This window comes from Flavobacterium sp. Arc3 (assembly GCF_041431375.1).
In the GTDB taxonomy this organism is placed as follows: domain Bacteria; phylum Bacteroidota; class Bacteroidia; order Flavobacteriales; family Flavobacteriaceae; genus Flavobacterium.
Genome location: NZ_JASMRI010000027.1, coordinates 21,350 through 38,851, shown reverse-complemented (window position 1 = coordinate 38,851; position 17,502 = coordinate 21,350). Strand labels below are relative to the sequence as shown.

At 33.4% G+C, this 17,502-nt stretch carries 18 protein-coding genes and 1 pseudogene; 16 read left to right on the top strand and 3 right to left on the bottom strand.

Annotation, left to right across the window (positions count from 1 at the left end):
• Window positions 1-119 precede the first annotated feature (119 nt).
• The 4 genes from QO200_RS16520 to QO200_RS16505 all read left to right on the top strand — a co-directional run bounded on the left by QO200_RS16520 (window position 120) and on the right by QO200_RS16505 (window position 4,984).
• Complete coding sequence (locus QO200_RS16520) at window positions 120-1,649, top strand: carboxypeptidase-like regulatory domain-containing protein (RefSeq protein ID WP_371542301.1); 1,530 nt, start codon at window positions 120-122, stop codon at window positions 1,647-1,649.
• A gap of 154 nt (window positions 1,650-1,803) precedes the next feature.
• The gene (locus tag QO200_RS16515; protein WP_371542298.1) at window positions 1,804-2,442 is read left to right on the top strand and encodes a hypothetical protein; all 639 of its coding nucleotides are present in this window, start codon (window positions 1,804-1,806) and stop codon (window positions 2,440-2,442) included.
• A 577-nt stretch (window positions 2,443-3,019) separates the two neighbouring features.
• A complete protein-coding gene (locus tag QO200_RS16510; protein ID WP_371542296.1) occupies window positions 3,020-4,339 on the top strand; it encodes a mechanosensitive ion channel family protein in 1,320 nt (439 codons plus the stop codon).
• Between the two features lie 195 nt (window positions 4,340-4,534).
• Window positions 4,535-4,984 (top strand): hypothetical protein, encoded by a 450-nt coding sequence (locus QO200_RS16505; RefSeq protein WP_371542294.1) that lies wholly within the window; start codon window positions 4,535-4,537, stop codon window positions 4,982-4,984.
• A gap of 37 nt (window positions 4,985-5,021) precedes the next feature.
• Here QO200_RS16505 and QO200_RS16500 read toward each other — a convergent pair whose 3' ends face one another.
• Entirely contained in the window at window positions 5,022-5,501 is a 480-nt protein-coding gene (locus QO200_RS16500) for a hypothetical protein (RefSeq protein WP_371542292.1), read from the bottom strand.
• A gap of 409 nt (window positions 5,502-5,910) precedes the next feature.
• Between QO200_RS16500 and QO200_RS16495 the strand changes: the two genes are divergently transcribed.
• The 4 genes from QO200_RS16495 to QO200_RS16480 all read left to right on the top strand — a co-directional run bounded on the left by QO200_RS16495 (window position 5,911) and on the right by QO200_RS16480 (window position 10,290).
• Complete coding sequence (locus tag QO200_RS16495; RefSeq protein WP_371542289.1) at window positions 5,911-7,203, top strand: type II CAAX prenyl endopeptidase Rce1 family protein; 1,293 nt, start codon at window positions 5,911-5,913, stop codon at window positions 7,201-7,203.
• A gap of 243 nt (window positions 7,204-7,446) precedes the next feature.
• On the top strand, window positions 7,447-8,859 hold the full coding sequence (gene rlmD / locus QO200_RS16490) for a 23S rRNA (uracil(1939)-C(5))-methyltransferase RlmD (RefSeq protein ID WP_371542287.1): 1,413 nt from the start codon (window positions 7,447-7,449) through the stop codon (window positions 8,857-8,859).
• 98 nt (window positions 8,860-8,957) lie between these two features.
• Complete coding sequence (locus QO200_RS16485; RefSeq protein ID WP_371542284.1) at window positions 8,958-9,479, top strand: DUF6452 family protein; 522 nt, start codon at window positions 8,958-8,960, stop codon at window positions 9,477-9,479.
• Window positions 9,451-10,290, top strand: a complete 840-nt coding sequence (locus QO200_RS16480; protein WP_371542282.1) for a DUF6048 family protein — start codon at window positions 9,451-9,453, stop codon at window positions 10,288-10,290. Before QO200_RS16485 ends, QO200_RS16480 begins: the two co-directional genes overlap by 29 nt.
• Window positions 10,291-10,469: 179 nt before the next feature.
• On the opposite strand, the gene QO200_RS16475 is transcribed toward QO200_RS16480, so the two are convergent.
• Both QO200_RS16475 and QO200_RS16470 read right to left on the bottom strand, forming a co-directional pair.
• The gene (locus tag QO200_RS16475) at window positions 10,470-10,706 is read right to left on the bottom strand and encodes a hypothetical protein (RefSeq protein ID WP_371542279.1); all 237 of its coding nucleotides are present in this window, start codon (window positions 10,704-10,706) and stop codon (window positions 10,470-10,472) included.
• Window positions 10,707-10,817: 111 nt separating this feature from the next.
• Window positions 10,818-12,017, bottom strand: coding sequence for a class I SAM-dependent RNA methyltransferase (locus QO200_RS16470; protein WP_371542276.1), 1,200 nt, complete (start codon window positions 12,015-12,017; stop codon window positions 10,818-10,820).
• 162 nt (window positions 12,018-12,179) lie between these two features.
• Here QO200_RS16470 and QO200_RS16465 point away from each other — a divergent pair, with 162 nt between their 5' ends.
• The 8 genes and pseudogenes from QO200_RS16465 to QO200_RS16430 all read left to right on the top strand — a co-directional run bounded on the left by QO200_RS16465 (window position 12,180) and on the right by QO200_RS16430 (window position 17,481).
• Window positions 12,180-12,944, top strand: coding sequence for a class I SAM-dependent methyltransferase (locus QO200_RS16465; protein WP_371542273.1), 765 nt, complete (start codon window positions 12,180-12,182; stop codon window positions 12,942-12,944).
• Between the two features lie 88 nt (window positions 12,945-13,032).
• Entirely contained in the window at window positions 13,033-13,701 is a 669-nt protein-coding gene (locus QO200_RS16460) for a ZIP family metal transporter (protein ID WP_371542269.1), read from the top strand.
• A gap of 207 nt (window positions 13,702-13,908) precedes the next feature.
• Window positions 13,909-14,725: pseudogene (gene murQ, locus QO200_RS16455) on the top strand (N-acetylmuramic acid 6-phosphate etherase).
• Between the two features lie 55 nt (window positions 14,726-14,780).
• Complete coding sequence (locus QO200_RS16450) at window positions 14,781-15,002, top strand: DUF6095 family protein (protein ID WP_371542266.1); 222 nt, start codon at window positions 14,781-14,783, stop codon at window positions 15,000-15,002.
• Window positions 15,002-15,574 (top strand): pentapeptide repeat-containing protein, encoded by a 573-nt coding sequence (locus QO200_RS16445; protein ID WP_371542263.1) that lies wholly within the window; start codon window positions 15,002-15,004, stop codon window positions 15,572-15,574. The genes QO200_RS16450 and QO200_RS16445 overlap by 1 nt, the downstream gene beginning before the upstream one ends.
• 2 nt (window positions 15,575-15,576) lie before the next feature.
• Window positions 15,577-16,134 carry a DUF1572 family protein gene (locus QO200_RS16440; protein ID WP_371542260.1) on the top strand — a complete coding sequence of 186 codons (558 nt, stop codon included), beginning with the start codon at window positions 15,577-15,579 and terminating at the stop codon, window positions 16,132-16,134.
• 153 nt (window positions 16,135-16,287) lie between these two features.
• Complete coding sequence (locus QO200_RS16435) at window positions 16,288-16,662, top strand: DNA topoisomerase IV (RefSeq protein ID WP_371542257.1); 375 nt, start codon at window positions 16,288-16,290, stop codon at window positions 16,660-16,662.
• A gap of 48 nt (window positions 16,663-16,710) precedes the next feature.
• Window positions 16,711-17,481: a TerC family protein gene (locus tag QO200_RS16430; RefSeq protein WP_371542255.1), complete on the top strand. Its 771-nt coding sequence runs from the start codon at window positions 16,711-16,713 to the stop codon at window positions 17,479-17,481.
• Window positions 17,482-17,502 lie beyond the last annotated feature (21 nt).

Below are 17,502 nucleotides of genomic sequence, written 5' to 3'. Positions count from 1 at the left end.
TCGAATGTATATAAATAAAACGACATCAATGATTTTCAATTTGTTGCCAGAAAAAAGCACCTAAAATGCTGTAACAAAACTATCGCAGCTTCGTCTTGTTTATAAATAACCTCTTACCTATGAAAACTACGTTAATTTCTACATTTTTTACTTTGCTTTTGTTCCAACTAGCATTAGCACAAAATACAAAAGGTAAAATCATTGATGCGGCAACAGGAGAAAGTATTCCGTATGCTAATATTAAGGTAAACGAATCGGAGAACTTGGTTTCTAATGGTGAAGGCTATTTTACACTCTCAGAAAAGAACAGTCAAGATGCAACGCTGCTTACAATTTCGTATTTGGGTTTTGTTAATCAACAATTAACTGTGGCCGAATTAAAAAAGCTTGATTTTACAATTAAACTCCTGCCTGGCGTTTACGAACTGGATGATGTTGAAGTGTCTAACAAAAAACCAAATCCCTACGAGATTATGGCAAATGTAAAAGCCAACTTGAGTCGTAATTATACAACTGGGGAGAAAGGGTCTAAAGAAATGTTCTTTTATAGAACCTCTAGTTATTTTAATCCTTCTATCATTGATGTCGAAATTGACAAATCAACTGGTTTTAACAAGCAAGCATTATCAAAAATCAACAATGACCTGCAGTCTTTTTCTACTAAATTAATTAAGCATCCACCAGTATCATTTACTGATATCCTTTGTAATTACTATTCGGTTAAAACAAAAAAAGCAGATAAGTTTGTGTTTACCTCAAAACTAGATGTTTTAAAGGCCACTGTTTTAAAAAATGAAGGAGAGTCTACTTCCTTAGACGATTTAGAAAAAAAAGGAAGAAACCTGATGCTACAGCACCTCGATACTACTAAATTTTACCGCATAAAAAGCGGACTTATAGGATCAAGAGATACTATTTCGCTACGTAAAGACTTCAATAGAAAGAAAAAAACAGGTATTAATATAGAAGTAAGCAGCCAGCTAACTGCTACCAAAAGTAACCTGAACAGCTTTATGTATCAAAACAATTTGTTAAACAACAAGAGGTTTGATTTTATACAAAAACCAGAGTTATATGACTATACTTTTGAAGGCACGACCTACACTAATGAAAATGAATTTGCTTACGTTCTAACTTTTAAACCTCGAAGAAGCAAAGCCATGTATGTGGGTAAACTCTATATTTCTGAAACTGATTATGCGGTACTACGAACCGATTATGTCCTAGACGAAGGAGAAAAGGTGCATAATTTTAATATGAAGTTTCTTTTGGGAATTAAAGTATCTGAGAATGTTAGCAAAGGAACGATTATTTACAAAAAAAGAGCCGAAGACGACAACTACTACATGCAGTATGCCGCTACCGAAACTGGAAATTACTTTTATCTCAATCGTCCATTGAAGCTTATAGAGTTAACCAGCGGCGAAAAAGATGTATTGGCACTTGATTTTAAAATAGAAGCCAATACTCGCAATAAAACAGAATTCCTAAATATGTCGCGTGCTGAAGCAACAGTTGCTGCCATTGAAAAAATTAAGGAACAGGACTTCAATTTTATAACGATTAAATCGTATGACCCAAAGATTTGGAAAGACTACAATGCTATTGAACCGTTACAAGAAATGAAACAGTTTAAAGCAATTAATTAAATTTAGCGACAGCATTAAAATCAAATACACTAATTTGAAAAATTAAAACAGCATAAATGATTTAGGGTCAAAAACATAATCAGACAACAATCTTCACTTGAAATCTTATAAAATCAAACCTTTCTTGTAACAAAACATCCAAAACTTAAATAAAATGAAAAAAAGTAACTTCTTTCTAACTCTATTTATTACTGTTAGCATTTCGATTGTTTCTGCCCAAAAAAAGGAAGTTTATGTAAATGATGATTTAGAGTTGATCAGTAAACAAGAATACGACCGCAATTCAGGGGATGATTATTTTAATTTAAAATTTGATGCTGATTCTATTTACTTAAATGTTAGCGTTAAAAGAATTAAAAAAGGTAAAATAAGTAACAGTCAACTCAATGCATTAAAATCAAATTTAGCCACTAGTTCTGCCTATTTTGATAAAGACGATATAATAGTTATCAATTATTACCCTGGTCAAGATGCCTATAATAGTAGCGGGGACAAAGAAATGACGAGAAAGAACTATCAAGAATACTTAAAAAGGCTTAAAAAGAACCAAAATATTAAACAGTTTTTCGTCTACAAATCACCCGAGGGAACAGCAGCATATGGAAATATTAACTGGATTAAGGATAAAAACAAATTAATAGAGACCATTTTTTTTGCCATTCATTACCCTTGTAATAGCACAGTTATAATAGATTCTAACGGTAATTATTATTCACATCGCGGAGAAAATAACGTTAGTGCAGTTTTTAAAATTTTGAAAGAAAAGAAAACATTCAAAAACACGGCAAACTGAATAACAAGTAAATTCACACCCTGTTTTAAAGTCCTTAAATCGTTTTCTTACAATTATAAAGTAAAAAGCAGTCTGTTCTCCTACTGCAGATATACTTTTAACTAAGTCGTATTGTTGTTTAAGTTGTTCATTTCTGATTATTATTGTCTTCCTTTTTTTCTCAATACTTTTTAAAGAGTTTTTAAAATTATGGATTTTTTTTATATTTATAAGGTCAATTTCTGTGTACACGACTTAGATATGAATCCATTATTTTCCATTGATGATACAACGAGAAGAAACACTCTTACTAGTTTTTCTCTTTCGATAAAAACTAATTTCAATTGTTGAATCTCCCTTTCTGGAACTGATGAAAGATTTAATTTTTCAAATCGTATGACCCAAAGATTTGGAAAGACTACAATGCTGTCAACCGTTGCAAGAAATGAAACAGCTTAAAGCGATTAATTAACGTGGTGAAATAGCTCACACTAACAATCCCTGTAATTTTTTAATACTGTTAAGAAAAACCCAATCATCAGGTTCTGTTCTTGTCTTCAATTGTGAATGTTACCTTTGTACAAAACAAATTAAAGTAATGATTCTACCCGACGAAAAATACTCCTACATAAAACTAGACCCTAGCTGGTTAACTGATTATTTTGGTATAGAACCTCAAATTGCGCATTACATCAATCTTCCAATACTCCTTTTAGGATTACTTCTTCTTTGTTTTATCGCCTGGCTTTTAACTAAGAAAATCATTGTTGGCTCCATACACAAACTATTTTTAAAAACTAAGATTACTTGGGACGACATCTTAGTTGAAAAAAAAATATTTGATAAACTCGCCTATATCATTCCAGCGCTTCTTGTCATTCTTACCGTGCCTTCCATTTTTGTAGAATACCCAGTAGTTTCAAATTACATTGTCACGCTTGCCATGATTGTAATTCTTATTGTTATTATCTGGACGATTATTGCTTTACTGGCGGTATTTGATGAAATTCTATCGAAGTCTCCTATTTTTAAGGACAAACCCATCACGAGTTACATTCAAGTTCTGAATATTATTGTTTATTTCGTAGGCGGAATTCTCATTTTGTCCTTACTTTTAGGAAAGAGTCCTTTTTACTTTCTGGGAGCGATGGGAGCGATGACGGCTATTTTATTATTAATTTTCAAGGATACCATTTTAGGTTTTGTTGCGAGCATCCAAATGTCAGTATATGATATGGTACGCGTAGGCGATTGGATTGCGATGCCAAAATATGATGCCGATGGCGATGTAATGTCCATTAATTTAAGCACCGTTAAAGTTCAAAACTGGGATAAAACGATCACTACAATTCCTACTTATGCTTTCATTACTGATTCCTTTAAAAACTGGCGCGGTATGAGTAATTCAGGAGGTCGAAGAATAAAAAGAGCCATATATCTAAAGGTAAGTAGTTTTTGTTTTTGTGATGATCAAATGTTAGAGCAATTTAAAAAGTATACGCTTATCACGGACTACATCCTTGAGAAAGAAAAAGAAATTAAAAAGACCAATTCTGCGTTAATTGATAATGAATCTAACCTAGTTAACGCCAAAAGCTTGACTAACATTGGCGTTTTTAGAGTTTATGCCGAAAACTATATTCTTTCAAATCCAAATATCAATATAGAAATGACCAACATGGTGCGGCAATTAGACCCCACTTCTAAAGGGATGCCACTAGAAATCTATTGTTTCACTTATGAAAAAGAATGGGAAAAATATGAGGTAGTCAAATCTGATATTTTTGATCATTTATTAACGATTACCTCTCAATTTAAATTAGAAGTTTTTGAAGAACCTACGGGAAGGGATTTTCGGAATTTAGTTGATGTTAAGGCTCCGAAAACAGAGGCTCCCCGTTTTAACTCCCAATCCTAAATTTACAAAAAGATCTTGCATTATCGTTTGTCATTTGCTTTTAGTTCCATCAAACAAAATCGATACAGCAATTGCAGCTTTATCAAAATACAAAGCTTGTGACAATAGCCATTCCTATTGCCCAGAAACAATTTTACTTTTCCTAACCGTAATTTTGTCTAGTTTTGTCTTTCATTAAAGTAGCAACCCGCATTTATGCTTTCTAAAACACAGTTTAAAGAATGGTTTGATCGTTATAAGTATGCCGAGTTGTCGGCTACAACGGCTGCATTATTGGGTTCCCAGTTTAGCAGAGTCTTTAGTGGTTTGACAACCGCTTACCTGATTACCTTTGTCGAGTATTTTGCCTTTTACAGCGTGATTATTAGCATGGCGTACTGGCAGCGTACCAAAAAGAATAAAGCAATACAAAAAAAGACAACTTTCAGCGACGTGCTGATGATTATCAAAAACCTATTACTGGAATTTGGCTATCCTGCGGTATTAGATATTCTATTTATTCGTCCCTTTTGTATGTATTGGTTACCTATCCTCACTGGAAACGCATTAACTGGTATTATGGCTGGAAAAATTTGTGCTGATGTTGTTTTTTATTTTCTGACGATTGTTAATTACGAATGGATGAAAAGTAAAAATCATTTTTAACTCAAACTACAATTGAAAGTGACAATAAGGAGCATAATTATGGTTTTGTGTTTTTTATAAAATCTCCCTCTTTAGAAAAAACTTGTATCATATATTGATTATCAATATAAACGCCTATTTCATAAGTATCTTGATTTTCATTATCTGTAACCATTAAAGCTTCCACAATTGGGAAAAAGGGATATTTTTCTTCCATATATTTACGGGCACCTTCAGGTAATTCACGATAGTCTACGGTAGCTGCAAAAACAATTTGATTGCCATTAAAATCATATACTGATTTACAATATCTGTTGTTAAATATAAATTTAGCTTCATACACTAATTCTTGATTATTCTCGCCCTGATATCTAGTAAACCAGACTGGATCTTTGGCAGAGAAAACTGCATTAAATGATTCGACTACAACTAGTGGCACATTTCGTTCTATTCTTGAACGACCATCATTTTGCGCTTGGGATACTAACCCGCAAAATATAAAAAACAATAAAAATAAATTCTTAAAAGAAGTTTTCATAACTAATATTTTTTATTAAAATTACTTCCTTTTATTGGAAATCAAAAATATTCTCTTTGGTTTAGCTAAATATTATAATTTTGACTTCTTTTCTATCTAATCGTAATTACAACATAAACTGCCCCTGATTCTAGCGGAAAACCCGTAGTTAATTTTTTTTATCTTTTGATAAGGAATACTCAAAATACATTTCGATTTTAAATGAAAATACAATCTGATTCAAGAACGATCTAGAAATAGTAATTAATTATTTTTTGTATTACTATTCGTATTTTTTTAACTATGTTTGAAATGAAATAAATTCTCTCCAGAAGATACAAACCCTACTTTAAACAACTGAAATAAATTAGATACAGTATTCATCTAGATTTTTTTCAACAAGACTAAATAATAAAAAGAGCAAGAGAAAATGTTGAAAACAATAAAAGAAACCTATTTTGAATTAATGGATTTTTTACGAAATCCCAAAGACGAAGCGGCACCAGAACTTACAATTGTCCGAAAATTTAAAATCCTTTTTTCATTACTATTGCTTGAAATTCCTTTAATGGGAGCTTTTTCCTTTATAATTAGCGGATTAGAAGAGTTAGGACTAGTAAATCTTGAAGGACACAAAATGGTAGAATTATTCAAGTCGTTACCTATTGCAGTCCTCATAATCTCAACTGTCATTGTTATTCCTTTTTTCGAAGAATTAATTTTTCGATTGTATCTACGCTATAAAAACAATTATTTGTTACACTTTATCATTTCTCTAATTTCTCTTAGTGGCGCTAGGAATGAAAAAAAAGCAGAAACAATATTGACTTCTCTATGGAAAAAAAAATACACATACCTATTTTACTTTTCTGCCATACTTTTTGGTATAGTGCACATTACAAATTATAAATTATCGTATACCATTTTACTTTTATCCCCAATATTAATAGCGCCACAAATACTATTGGGCCTTTTTATAGGTTTTCTTAGAGTTCGTTATGGGTTTGTCTGGGGTTATTTACTTCATGCACTTCACAATGCTGTATTTATAAGCATAGGAATCCTTTCTATGTCGAACCATTCGGAAATTATAAATACCGAAACCCGTTTGTATTCCATCAAAATAGAAGAAACAAATGACTTGCATGGTTCAAGTACTTTAAAAAATTATCCTGACAGCATTGCCTACAAAAACGTTAATCTTAAAACTACGCTATCCAATTTACTCCAAATCAATGAAATATTAATTGACACGAATGATGAAAAGCAATTGAACAAAACAATAAACTTCAACTTTAAGAATAAATCCAAAGACAGTTCCCAAACAAAAAATAGTGCTTTAAATCGATTAGTCGAAAGTTATAATTTTAAAATTAAAAAAAATAAAGTATCGACAACAGTATGGGGTCTAAGAATTAGTAATCCCGATCTTTTTTTGAAATCCAAATCCAAAAATAACAGCGCGGCGAATATAGTTACTATAAAACCGGCACAAATTGTAATAGAAAACGCTACCCTTTCTTCACTTGTTTATGCGTTGACAAATCAAAAAAAGGAAATAGTGTACGATAAAACAGATAGCAAAGGCATTTATAGTTTCAATCTTGAAAGCAAAAATTTTGAAAGTATAGGGACCCAACTAAAAGAAAAATATGGACTTTCATTAGTGAAAAGGAAAACAAATATAGAACACATCCTAATCCTTTTTCCTAAGTTAAAGTAAACCCACTCAACCCTAACTCCCCCTGCCCCTGATTCTAGCGGAAAATCCGTAGTATTGCAGGCATTTGTAACCCTTGCTTGTACAGAGCGACCGCAGGAAGCTCCTTTACAAGCGTAAGGTTACTGCCTGCAATGCGAGGATTTGTAGCGGAAAGCAGGATTGGGCCCAAATAAAAATCACTTCTTTTTGAAAATATTTCCTATTTTGAATTTATAAAAGAATACAAACGCTTATTTTTGCGCCATGGCAAAGAAAAATACAGATAAGGTGGTGTTTCACCAGATAAAAGTCATCGATGCAGGTGCAAAAGGAGTATCAGTAGCAAAGGCTCCTGATGGGAAAGTAGTGTTTATCCCAAATGTAGTTCCGGGTGATGTGGTTGACGTGCAAACTTTTAAGAAGCGCAAGGCCTATTACGAAGGAAAAGCAATTCATTTTCATGAATATTCAGAACATCGTATAGAACCTATTTGCGAACACTTTGGTGTTTGTGGGGGTTGTAAATGGCAAAATATGAAATACAGCCAACAGTTGTATTACAAACAAAATGAAGTGTTGAACCACTTGCAACGCATAGGGAAAGTAGAGCTTCCTGAATTTGAACCCATCTTAGGTTCAGAAAAGCAGTTTTTTTACAGAAATAAAATGGAATTTTCGTTTTCTAACAGCCGTTGGTTAACTGAAGCCGAAATTGCAAGTACCGAAGATTTAGGAAACAGAAACGCATTAGGATTTCATATCCCAAAAATGTGGGACAAGATCCTAGACATCAACAAATGTCATTTGCAGGAAGATCCATCAAACGCAATCAGAAATGAAGTGAAGGATTTTGCTAATGCAAATGGTCTGACTTTCTTTAACCCAAGAGCGCACGAAGGTTTGCTACGTACTTTAATGTTGCGTACGTCTTCTACGGGTGAAATCATGGTTTTGATTCAGTTTTTTGAAAACGACAAAGCAAACAGAGAATTGATCTTAGATCATCTTTATGAGAAGTTCCCACAGATTACTTCTTTGCAATATGTGGTCAACAATAAAGCGAACGATACTTTATACGACACCGATATTAAACTATATAAAGGACGTGATTATATCTTAGAAGAAATGGAAGGTTTGAAATTTAGCATTAATGCCAAATCATTCTACCAAACCAATTCTGATCAAGCGTATGAACTATACAAAATAACGAGAGATTTTGCTGGTTTAACCGGAAATGAAATCGTTTATGATTTATATACTGGAACAGGTACCATTGCACAGTTTGTTTCTAAAAAAGCAAAAAAAGTAATTGGTGTAGAAAGTGTTCCTGATGCCATCAAGGATGCTAAAGCTAATGCAGTACGTAATAGTATTGATAATTGTGAGTTCTATGTAGGAGACATGAAAGTCGTATTTAACGATGAATTCATTGCACAACACGGACAACCTGATGTTATCATCACTGACCCACCAAGAGACGGAATGCACAAAGATGTGATTGAACAAATCATGAAAATTGCTCCTGAAAAAATCGTTTATGTAAGTTGTAACTCAGCTACACAAGCTCGCGATTTAGCCTTGATGGACGAGAAATACAAAGTAGCTCGTGTACGTCCTGTGGATATGTTTCCACAAACGCATCACGTAGAGAATGTGGTTCTTTTAGAAAGAAGATAAGATTTCTGATTTAAGAATAGTGATTTTTGATTGCTGATTTTTTTTAAAATCTAAAATCAGCAATCGTTAATCGACAATCTTCATTCAATAAAATTTTTATGAAAAAAATAATTCTTTTAATTTTTGCAATTGCCTTCTCTTTCTCCAGTTGTGAGAAAGATGATATCTGTGATGCCGATACGGTTACCACTCCCCGATTAGTGATTTCGTTTTATGATATCACAAATTCTTCCGTTTTAAAAGAGGTAACAGATTTAACCATAATAGGCGAAGGAATGACTGAAGGTATTACTTATGACAGTAGTACTTTAATCAACGGAAGCACTGTTTCAATTCCGTTAAAAACGGATGCAGACGCAACTAGTTTTAGCTTTATTTTGAATTATGGTAACACGGATGCGAGCGTGGTAAATCAAGATGAACTGAAATTTAATTATTCCAGGGAAAATATTTATGTTTCGAGAGCTTGCGGTTTTAAAACCGTATACACTTTAGATCCAACAACACCTTATGTTCATACCGATGCAGCTGTAGCTGATGAAAAATGGATTGAGTATATTGCAGTAAAAAATAGTACTATCGATAACGAAAATGAAATACACCTTGAAATATATTTTTAGTATTTGCCTCATTTTTTCATTGTTTTTAGCTCAGGCGCAAGACACTACTACTCTAAAAAATGTAGCTGACAGTACAAGTACTAAAGCTATAATTCCTGATAACGGGAGCTTAAAAACAGTAAAATTACCCAATGAGAAACAAACCACTGCCGTTCCTGCTAAAACAGATCGTTACGGATTGCGTGTGGGGGTTGACTTATTCAAATTAACCCGTTTTTTATATGACAAGGATTACAAAGGAATTGAATTTGTGGGAGACTATAGGTTGACAAAAAAATATTTTTTGGCTGCCGAAGTTGGAAGCGAAAATAAAACCACCGATGACTCCCGTTTGAATTTTACAACAAAAGGATCGTATCTAAAAGCAGGTTTTGATTATAACGCTTACGAAAACTGGTTAGACATGGAGAATATTATCTCTATTGGACTACGTTACGGTTTCAGTACTTTTAATCAGGAATTGAACAGCTACAAAATTTACAACGCCAATTCCTACTATTTTGGAGAAATACCCGCCATTGCTTCAGGAGAGAAATTTAATGGATTAACAGCTAGTTGGATTGAAGTTGTTGCTGGAATAAAAGCAAAAGTTTTTAATAATGTATTTGTGGGATTTAGTTTACGCTTGAACCGATTAGTTTCTAATAAAAAGCCAACAAATTTTGACAACTTATATATTCCAGGTTTTAACAGAACTTATAATGGTGATTTTGGAGTGGGTTTTAATTATACTGTTTCCTATTTCATTCCTATTTATAAAAAGAAAGTGATTCCTGTTATAGTTCCTAAAAAAGGAGACAAGAAGAAATAAAGTTTCTAAATCTTGTTTTAATCAGATAGAAACATAGTTTTTTATACGTGTTTAAAACCGTTTGATTTGAAAGAGACTCCTTAGAATTAGAATATGATTCAAAATAATAAACCGCAGTTTCATGATTATAATAATCAGTGAAACTGCGGTTCTTTTTTGATGTGTTTTTAGGATAAACGTTATCCTATTTCTTTTACTCCTTTGGTAAAAATCCATTTCATATACAGCTTCTCTCCATCTTGGGTTTTAACGGCTTGGAATTTTGGAGACAAAAGCGTTCCAACAACAAAAGCGGTCAAAGGAATCCAAAAATCAGTTAATCCGGTATAACGCTCCACAAGGTAACGTGCTGAGATGAATAGTATGGCAAAACAGCCTAATTGATATAAAAATGCTCTTACTTGTAATTTAGTCATTGTATTTTTTTTTCGTTTAAAGTTTAAGGTTTTAAAAGTATAAAGGTGGAAAATATTTACGAACTAATCCTTTCTACAATCCCTCTTTCTACTCTCTCGCTTCTTTATTCTTTATTCTTTACTCTCTTTTTTCTCAATGTCACTCTCCCCTTCAGTCACCTGAAATTTAGTTCTCTTACTTCCTTCGTACATTTCGTATTTCACCAATCGGGCTTCAATACTAGCGTTGAAAAGTTTAATTTTTCTCGAAGGTTTTAGTCCCACAAATTTCAATGCATCTAGATTACCAGTGATAAACCAGGCATTAGTTCCAGGATAGTTTTTCTTTAAAGTATCACCAATGTTTTTATAGAATTCTTCCATGTGAATATCCAGTCGCTCATCATAAGGAGGATTAAATACCATATGTAATTTCCCTTGCGTCGTTTTCTCTGTATCAAAGAAATTTTTCTCTTCGATCGTGATATACTCGTCTAAATTAGCATTCTTAATATTGTCTTTGGCTTTGCTAACTGCAGATGGAGCTTTGTCAAAACCTTTTATCGTGTAATGGAATTCTCTTACTCTTTTCAACAAACTGTCTGTGATATTGTCAAACAAATCATTATCCCAGTCATGCCATTTTTCGAATGCAAATTCTTTACGGTTAATGTTTGCCGGAATATTACATGCAATCATTGCTGCCTCAGCCAAGAATGTACCTGAACCACACATTGGGTCTAAGAAATCACCTTGTCCGTCCCAACCTGAAAGTAATAAAACACCTGCTGCTAATACTTCATTTATTGGAGCAATATTAGTTGCTGTTCTATATCCACGTTGATGCAATGAGTTTCCTGAAGTGTCTAATGCTACAGAAACCTGGTCTTTGTCGATATGAATGTTGATTCTTAAATCGGGGTGTATTTTATCGATGCTTGGACGTTGTCCTGTACGTTCTCTAAACTGATCTACAATTGCATCCTTACATTTTTGCGAAACAAATTCAGAGTGATTGAAATTATCGGAATGCACCGTAGCATCAATTACAAAAGTTTGATTGGCACTAATATATCTTGACCAGTTTACACCAGAAATTCCTTTGTATAAAGCTTGTTCGTTGTTTGCTTTAAAAAAATAAATAGGCTTCAAAATTTTTAAAGCGGTGCGCAATGACAAATTAGCTTTGTACATAAACCCTTTATCCCCTTTAAAACTTACCATTCTTACTCCTTGTTCTACGTCTTGTGCGCCTAACATTTGTAATTCCTTTGCTAATATTTCCTCAAAACCAAAAAAGGTTTTGGCAACCATCTTAAAATTATTTTCCATTTGTGTGTATCAATTAAAACAGACCTTTTTCTGCTTTATGTTTAAGCCGTAATAAAAATTAAAGATTTCTCAACGAGAATCTCTGTGTATCTGCACGGTTTCGTTATTTTTCAGCAAAAATACACTAAATTTGCCGGACTTGAATTAATTGAAAAAGAATAAATGTCTGAAGAACAAAAACCAGCGAATATAAATCCAGAACAACCAACAGAAACTTGGTTCAGTTCTTGGTTTGATACACCTTATTATCATATCCTTTACAAAGAGCGAAACTACAGCGAAGCGCAGCTTTTTATGGACAACATAACAAACTACCTCAATCTTCCTGAAAAAGCCAAAGTACTTGACTTGGCTTGTGGTAAAGGCCGTCATTCTATCTATTTGAACCAATTGGGATTTGATGTTTTAGGTGCTGATTTATCTGAGAACAGTATTGACAAGGCAAGCGAAAACACGAATGACACTTTGCATTTTAAAGTGCATGACATGCGAGAGCCTTTCGAAGAAAAGTACGATGCCATTTTTAATTTGTTTACCAGTTTTGGTTACTTCGAAAATGACCAAGATAATCTTACGACTTTAATAGCGATTAAAGAAAGTTTATCTGAATATGGTTTTGCCGTGATTGATTTCATGAATGTAAACCAAGTACTAAACACCCTTGTTCCAGAAGAAACAAAAACGGTAGAAGGAATTGATTTCCACTTAAAGCGCTATTTAAAAGACGGACATATTTATAAAGAAATTGACTTTGAAGACAAAGGACAAAAATTTCATTATACCGAAAAAGTAAAAGCCTTAACCCTTCAAGACTTTGAAGCCTTAATGGAAGAAGCTGGAATCTATCTGTTAGACATTTTTGGAGACTATAAGTTAAAAAAATTCTATAGAAATGAAAGCGAGAGATTAATTATGATTTTTAAATAATATATTCAGCCCTTCGATAATTTGTATAATCATCCACTAACAAGGAACGATTGAGCAGCGAAGCAAAACAACAATTCGACAAATTAGCATGAATTACCTTTTACCTTTACTCTCGGTATTACTAGGATATGGTATAGCCTTGTTTTTAAAACCTAAAAACAAAACCAACCTAAAGTTACTATTGGCTTTTAGCGGTGCTTTTTTACTGTCTCTGACTGTAATGCACCTATTGCCGGATGTTTATGAAAGTAAAAATCCAAACATAGGAATTTGCATTATGCTTGGAATTCTATTCCAGATTATACTTGAATTTTTCTCAAAAGGCGCAGAACACGGTCATACGCATGGTCATTTAAACATGTCTCACATCCCGTGGTTACTGTTTATCAGTCTTTGCATACATGCATTTCTGGAAGGTTTTCCAGTAAGTCATCACCATGATTTGGCAGTTGGCATAGCCATCCACCATTTACCGATCGCGATTATCCTAACCACTTTTTTCATTAATTCGCATCTGAATAAGAAAGCCATTTTTGGCTTTATGATGACTTTTGCATTAATGACACCGTTAGGAACTTTTGCATCTGATTTTTTACCAATACTCAATGATTACTACACTGAAATCACGGCCGTTGTAATTGGGATATTATTTCATATTTCCTCCACTATTATTTTTGAAAGCAGTGAAGGGCACAAATTCAATATTGCCAAGGTTTCTATGATTGTTTTGGGAATTACATTGGCATATTTTTTATAAATTTACTGTGTGGATGTGTCCATAAAAATCGGACTTCCCGATATTAATTGGGACGTTGTAATCTTTTTTATTTTGTTATCTCCATATAAAAAAGATTTCTCCCGAGGCTTCAGGACTATACCTCACATACGAAAAGGACAACTTGCGAGTTATTCCTAAAAGAGTTATCTAAGGTTACGCATACAAAAATTGAATATTAAAGAAAAAATGACATTTACGAAAACCACCGAACAATCCTCAAAATACGAACATCTGGAAAAAATGTCTGTACAGGAACTGCTTGCTAATATCAATCAGGAGGATAAAACCGTTCCTTATGCTGTTGAAAAAGCTCTACCTCAAATTGAAACTTTAGTAAGTCAAATTGTAGCTAAAATGAAATTGGGTGGAAGGTTATTCTACATTGGTGCCGGAACTTCGGGACGATTAGGCATCTTGGATGCTTCAGAATGTCCACCTACTTTTGGCGTTCCTCCCGACTTGGTAAACGGGATTATCGCCGGTGGAGATAAGGCAATTCGCACAGCCGTAGAAAATGCTGAAGACAACGCTACGCAGGCTTGGAAAGATTTACAACAGCATAATATAAATGAGAATGATATCGTGATAGGTATCGCTGCATCAGGAACAACACCTTATGTTATTGGTGGATTAGAGGCCTGTAACCAACATAATATTATCACAGGAAGTATTTCTTGTAATGCAGGAAGTCCGCTTTCACAAACAGCACAGTTTCCTATTGACGTTGTGGTAGGACCGGAATTTGTAACTGGACTCCAGAATGAAGGCTGGAACAGCACAAAAATTAGTTTTAAACATGATTTCGACAGCTACGATGATCCAACTCGGCAAAGTAAAAGGCAACAAAATGGTCGACATGCAGCTTAGTAATACTAAACTCATTGATCGTGGGGTAAAAATGATTATGGGAGAAATTCCCGTGAGTTATGAAGAAGGTTCCACCTTATTACAAGAACACGGAAGCGTTAGGAAAGCAGTTGAATTTTATAATAATAAACAGTAAATAGTTTTCAGTTTACAAAACAACTTGAAACTTTAAACGGAAAACAAAAAAAACAATGGCAACCAATAAAGAACTTCTATCCAAAGGAATTAAATATTTAACTGGTGCTTTGCCTCTGTTATTTATAGGTCCGTCAATTATTTACAACGCCTTCAGCAACAAGGAAAACGGCTGGCATTATCTCGTTTTAGCAATCGGTATTGCCGCCTGTCTGGGAGCCATGTATTTAATGTATTTAGGATTAAAAACAATTATGAAAGGCATATTCAACGACTAATGGAAGACTTAATTCACATTCAAAAAACATTTGAAAAAATTGTTTTTATCGACAAAAAAGTCAGCAATCGCGAATTTGAAGACTGTGTCTTTAAAAATTGCGATTTATCTAATAGTGATTTCTCAAATAATACTTTCATGGATTGTGAGTTTATCGATTGTAATCTATCGATGACTAGCTTAATGGGAACGAGTTTAAAAACAGTGCATTTTAGCAATTGTAAATTATTGGGAATTCAATTTAACAGCTGTACTGATTTTTTATTTACGGTAAGTTTTCACGATTGCGTCCTAGACTATTCTTCATTTGCTAACAAGAAAATGCCAAAAACGAAATTCAATTCTTGCTCGATGAAAGAGGTCAGCTTCATTGGTGCCAATCTTTCCAATTCGGTTTTTGAGAATTGCAATCTAGACAACGCTATTTTTAATGATACACAATTAAAGGAAGTGAATTTCTTGACGGCTTACAATTATAAAATTGATCCTGAATTTAACCCGATGCGTAAAGCCAAATTTTCCACACAAGGAATACCTGGGCTTCTGGATAAATATGATATTAAAATTCAGTAACTATGAGTACAAACGAACTCTATCTTTCAAGTGTAAAAAAGCAGTTTCTGTATTACAAAACATTGGGAGAAAAAGCAATGGATCAACTGGAGCCAGAACAACTTTTTACCACTACAAACGAAGACACTAACAGTATTGCAACAATCGTGGAACATATTTCAGGAAATATGCTCTCTCGTTGGACTGATTTCCTTACTACCGATGGTGAAAAAGAATGGCGAAATAGAGATCTAGAATTTGCACATAATTTGTTATCAAAAGAGGAAATATTAAATTCCTGGGAAAAAGGATGGGAATGTTTATTTACCGCTTTAAACAACTTACAACCAGAACAATTATCAGATATCATATACATTCGTAATGAAGGCCATTCAGTCATTGAAGCAATCAATAGGCAATTAGCACATTACCCCTATCACATAGGGCAAATAGTCTTTTATGCCAAACAATTAAAAACCAACGATTGGGAGAGCTTATCGATTCCAAAGAATAAATCAAACCATTATAATTCAGGAAAATTTGCTCAGGAAAAGAGCATTAAAAATTTCACTGACGAATAATTAAGACGATTAAAATAATCTAACTCGAGTGCTGATAACGGTGAAAAACCTATTTTCATGAAGCATTAAGTAATCCCTACAAAAGATTGCTTCGTTCCTAGCAATTATAGATCGTAACTAATAATAGGACAAAGTTCCAACAAATAATTTAAAATGAAAAAATTACTCCTACTTCCATTACTTCTAGTATTTATTTCCTGCTATAATGTAGAACGCAATTGCAAAGATTTTAAAACCGGTAAATTCAGTTTTGAATATGAAGTGGATGGTGTTAAAAAAACAACCATTTTTGAACGTAATGACAGCCTCGAAATTGAAACTTACGATGGAAAAACAGATACGGCATCTATACGATGGATTAACGATTGCGAGTATATTTTGAAAAAATTGCATCCAAAAAATATGGCTGAGGAAAAGTCAATAGACATGAAAATTTTGACAACTTCAGGAAATACATATACCTTTGAATTTGGCATGGTAGGAATACCTGGAAAACAAAAAGGAACCGTAACAAAATTATCCGACTAAATACCCGGAGCCGAAGCTGTAATAATCACCAATTCATAATAAACTAAAATGGAAGTATTTTTAAATCCTGATGCTTGGATCGCCTTGTTAACATTGACATTCCTGGAAATTGTGCTAGGAATAGACAATATCATTTTCATTTCAATTGCCACGGGTAAATTGCCGGTAGAAAGTCGTAAAAAAGCAACCAAAATAGGAATGTTTCTTGCCATGTTTATGAGGATTGCCCTTTTGTTTGGTATTAATTTATTAATTCAAATGAAAGAACCGTGGTTCACAATCGATTTAAGGTGGTTTTCAGCCGAAATTACGGGGCAAAGTATAATTTTACTTCTTGGTGGTCTATTCCTTATTTATAAAAGCACCAGTGAAATCAGGGAAAAAGTGGATGAAAAAGGACATGAAGAAAAGGAATTAAGTAAAGCTGCCACAAAATCTTTTCAAAATGTGCTTGTGCAAATCATTATGATTGACCTAGTTTTCTCTTTTGATAGTATTCTAACCGCAGTAGGTATGACTAATGGTGTAGAAGGAGCCTTATACATCATGATTACAGCAGTGGTAATATCAGTTCTTATCATGATGCAATTTGCTGTTCCTGTAGGTAGTTTTGTAAACAAACACCCTTCGATACAAATTCTGGGGTTATCGTTTTTAATACTTATTGGTTTTATGCTACTTACAGAAAGTGCTCACTTATCAAACGCGCTTATTTTTGGAAGTCACGTAACTCCAGTACCAAAAGGGTATTTGTATTTTGCAATCTCTTTCTCATTGATGGTAGAAGTCATAAATATGAAAGCCTCTAAAAAGAAATAAAATAATAGTAGATATAAAAAA

Excerpts from the sequence above, each read along its gene's own strand:
- QO200_RS16520 (WP_371542301.1), top strand. The coding sequence starts at position 120 with ATGAAAACTACGTTAATTTCTACATTTTTTACTTTGCTTTTGTTCCAA.
- QO200_RS16515 (WP_371542298.1), top strand. The coding sequence starts at position 1,804 with ATGAAAAAAAGTAACTTCTTTCTAACTCTATTTATTACTGTTAGCATT.
- QO200_RS16510 (WP_371542296.1), top strand. The coding sequence starts at position 3,020 with ATGATTCTACCCGACGAAAAATACTCCTACATAAAACTAGACCCTAGC.
- QO200_RS16505 (WP_371542294.1), top strand. The coding sequence starts at position 4,535 with ATGCTTTCTAAAACACAGTTTAAAGAATGGTTTGATCGTTATAAGTAT.
- QO200_RS16500 (WP_371542292.1), bottom strand. The coding sequence starts at position 5,501 with ATGAAAACTTCTTTTAAGAATTTATTTTTATTGTTTTTTATATTTTGC.
- QO200_RS16495 (WP_371542289.1), top strand. The coding sequence starts at position 5,911 with ATGTTGAAAACAATAAAAGAAACCTATTTTGAATTAATGGATTTTTTA.
- rlmD (WP_371542287.1), top strand. The coding sequence starts at position 7,447 with ATGGCAAAGAAAAATACAGATAAGGTGGTGTTTCACCAGATAAAAGTC.
- QO200_RS16485 (WP_371542284.1), top strand. The coding sequence starts at position 8,958 with ATGAAAAAAATAATTCTTTTAATTTTTGCAATTGCCTTCTCTTTCTCC.
- QO200_RS16480 (WP_371542282.1), top strand. The coding sequence starts at position 9,451 with ATGAAATACACCTTGAAATATATTTTTAGTATTTGCCTCATTTTTTCA.
- QO200_RS16475 (WP_371542279.1), bottom strand. The coding sequence starts at position 10,706 with ATGACTAAATTACAAGTAAGAGCATTTTTATATCAATTAGGCTGTTTT.
- QO200_RS16470 (WP_371542276.1), bottom strand. The coding sequence starts at position 12,017 with ATGGAAAATAATTTTAAGATGGTTGCCAAAACCTTTTTTGGTTTTGAG.
- QO200_RS16465 (WP_371542273.1), top strand. The coding sequence starts at position 12,180 with ATGTCTGAAGAACAAAAACCAGCGAATATAAATCCAGAACAACCAACA.
- QO200_RS16460 (WP_371542269.1), top strand. The coding sequence starts at position 13,033 with ATGAATTACCTTTTACCTTTACTCTCGGTATTACTAGGATATGGTATA.
- QO200_RS16450 (WP_371542266.1), top strand. The coding sequence starts at position 14,781 with ATGGCAACCAATAAAGAACTTCTATCCAAAGGAATTAAATATTTAACT.
- QO200_RS16445 (WP_371542263.1), top strand. The coding sequence starts at position 15,002 with ATGGAAGACTTAATTCACATTCAAAAAACATTTGAAAAAATTGTTTTT.
- QO200_RS16440 (WP_371542260.1), top strand. The coding sequence starts at position 15,577 with ATGAGTACAAACGAACTCTATCTTTCAAGTGTAAAAAAGCAGTTTCTG.
- QO200_RS16435 (WP_371542257.1), top strand. The coding sequence starts at position 16,288 with ATGAAAAAATTACTCCTACTTCCATTACTTCTAGTATTTATTTCCTGC.
- QO200_RS16430 (WP_371542255.1), top strand. The coding sequence starts at position 16,711 with ATGGAAGTATTTTTAAATCCTGATGCTTGGATCGCCTTGTTAACATTG.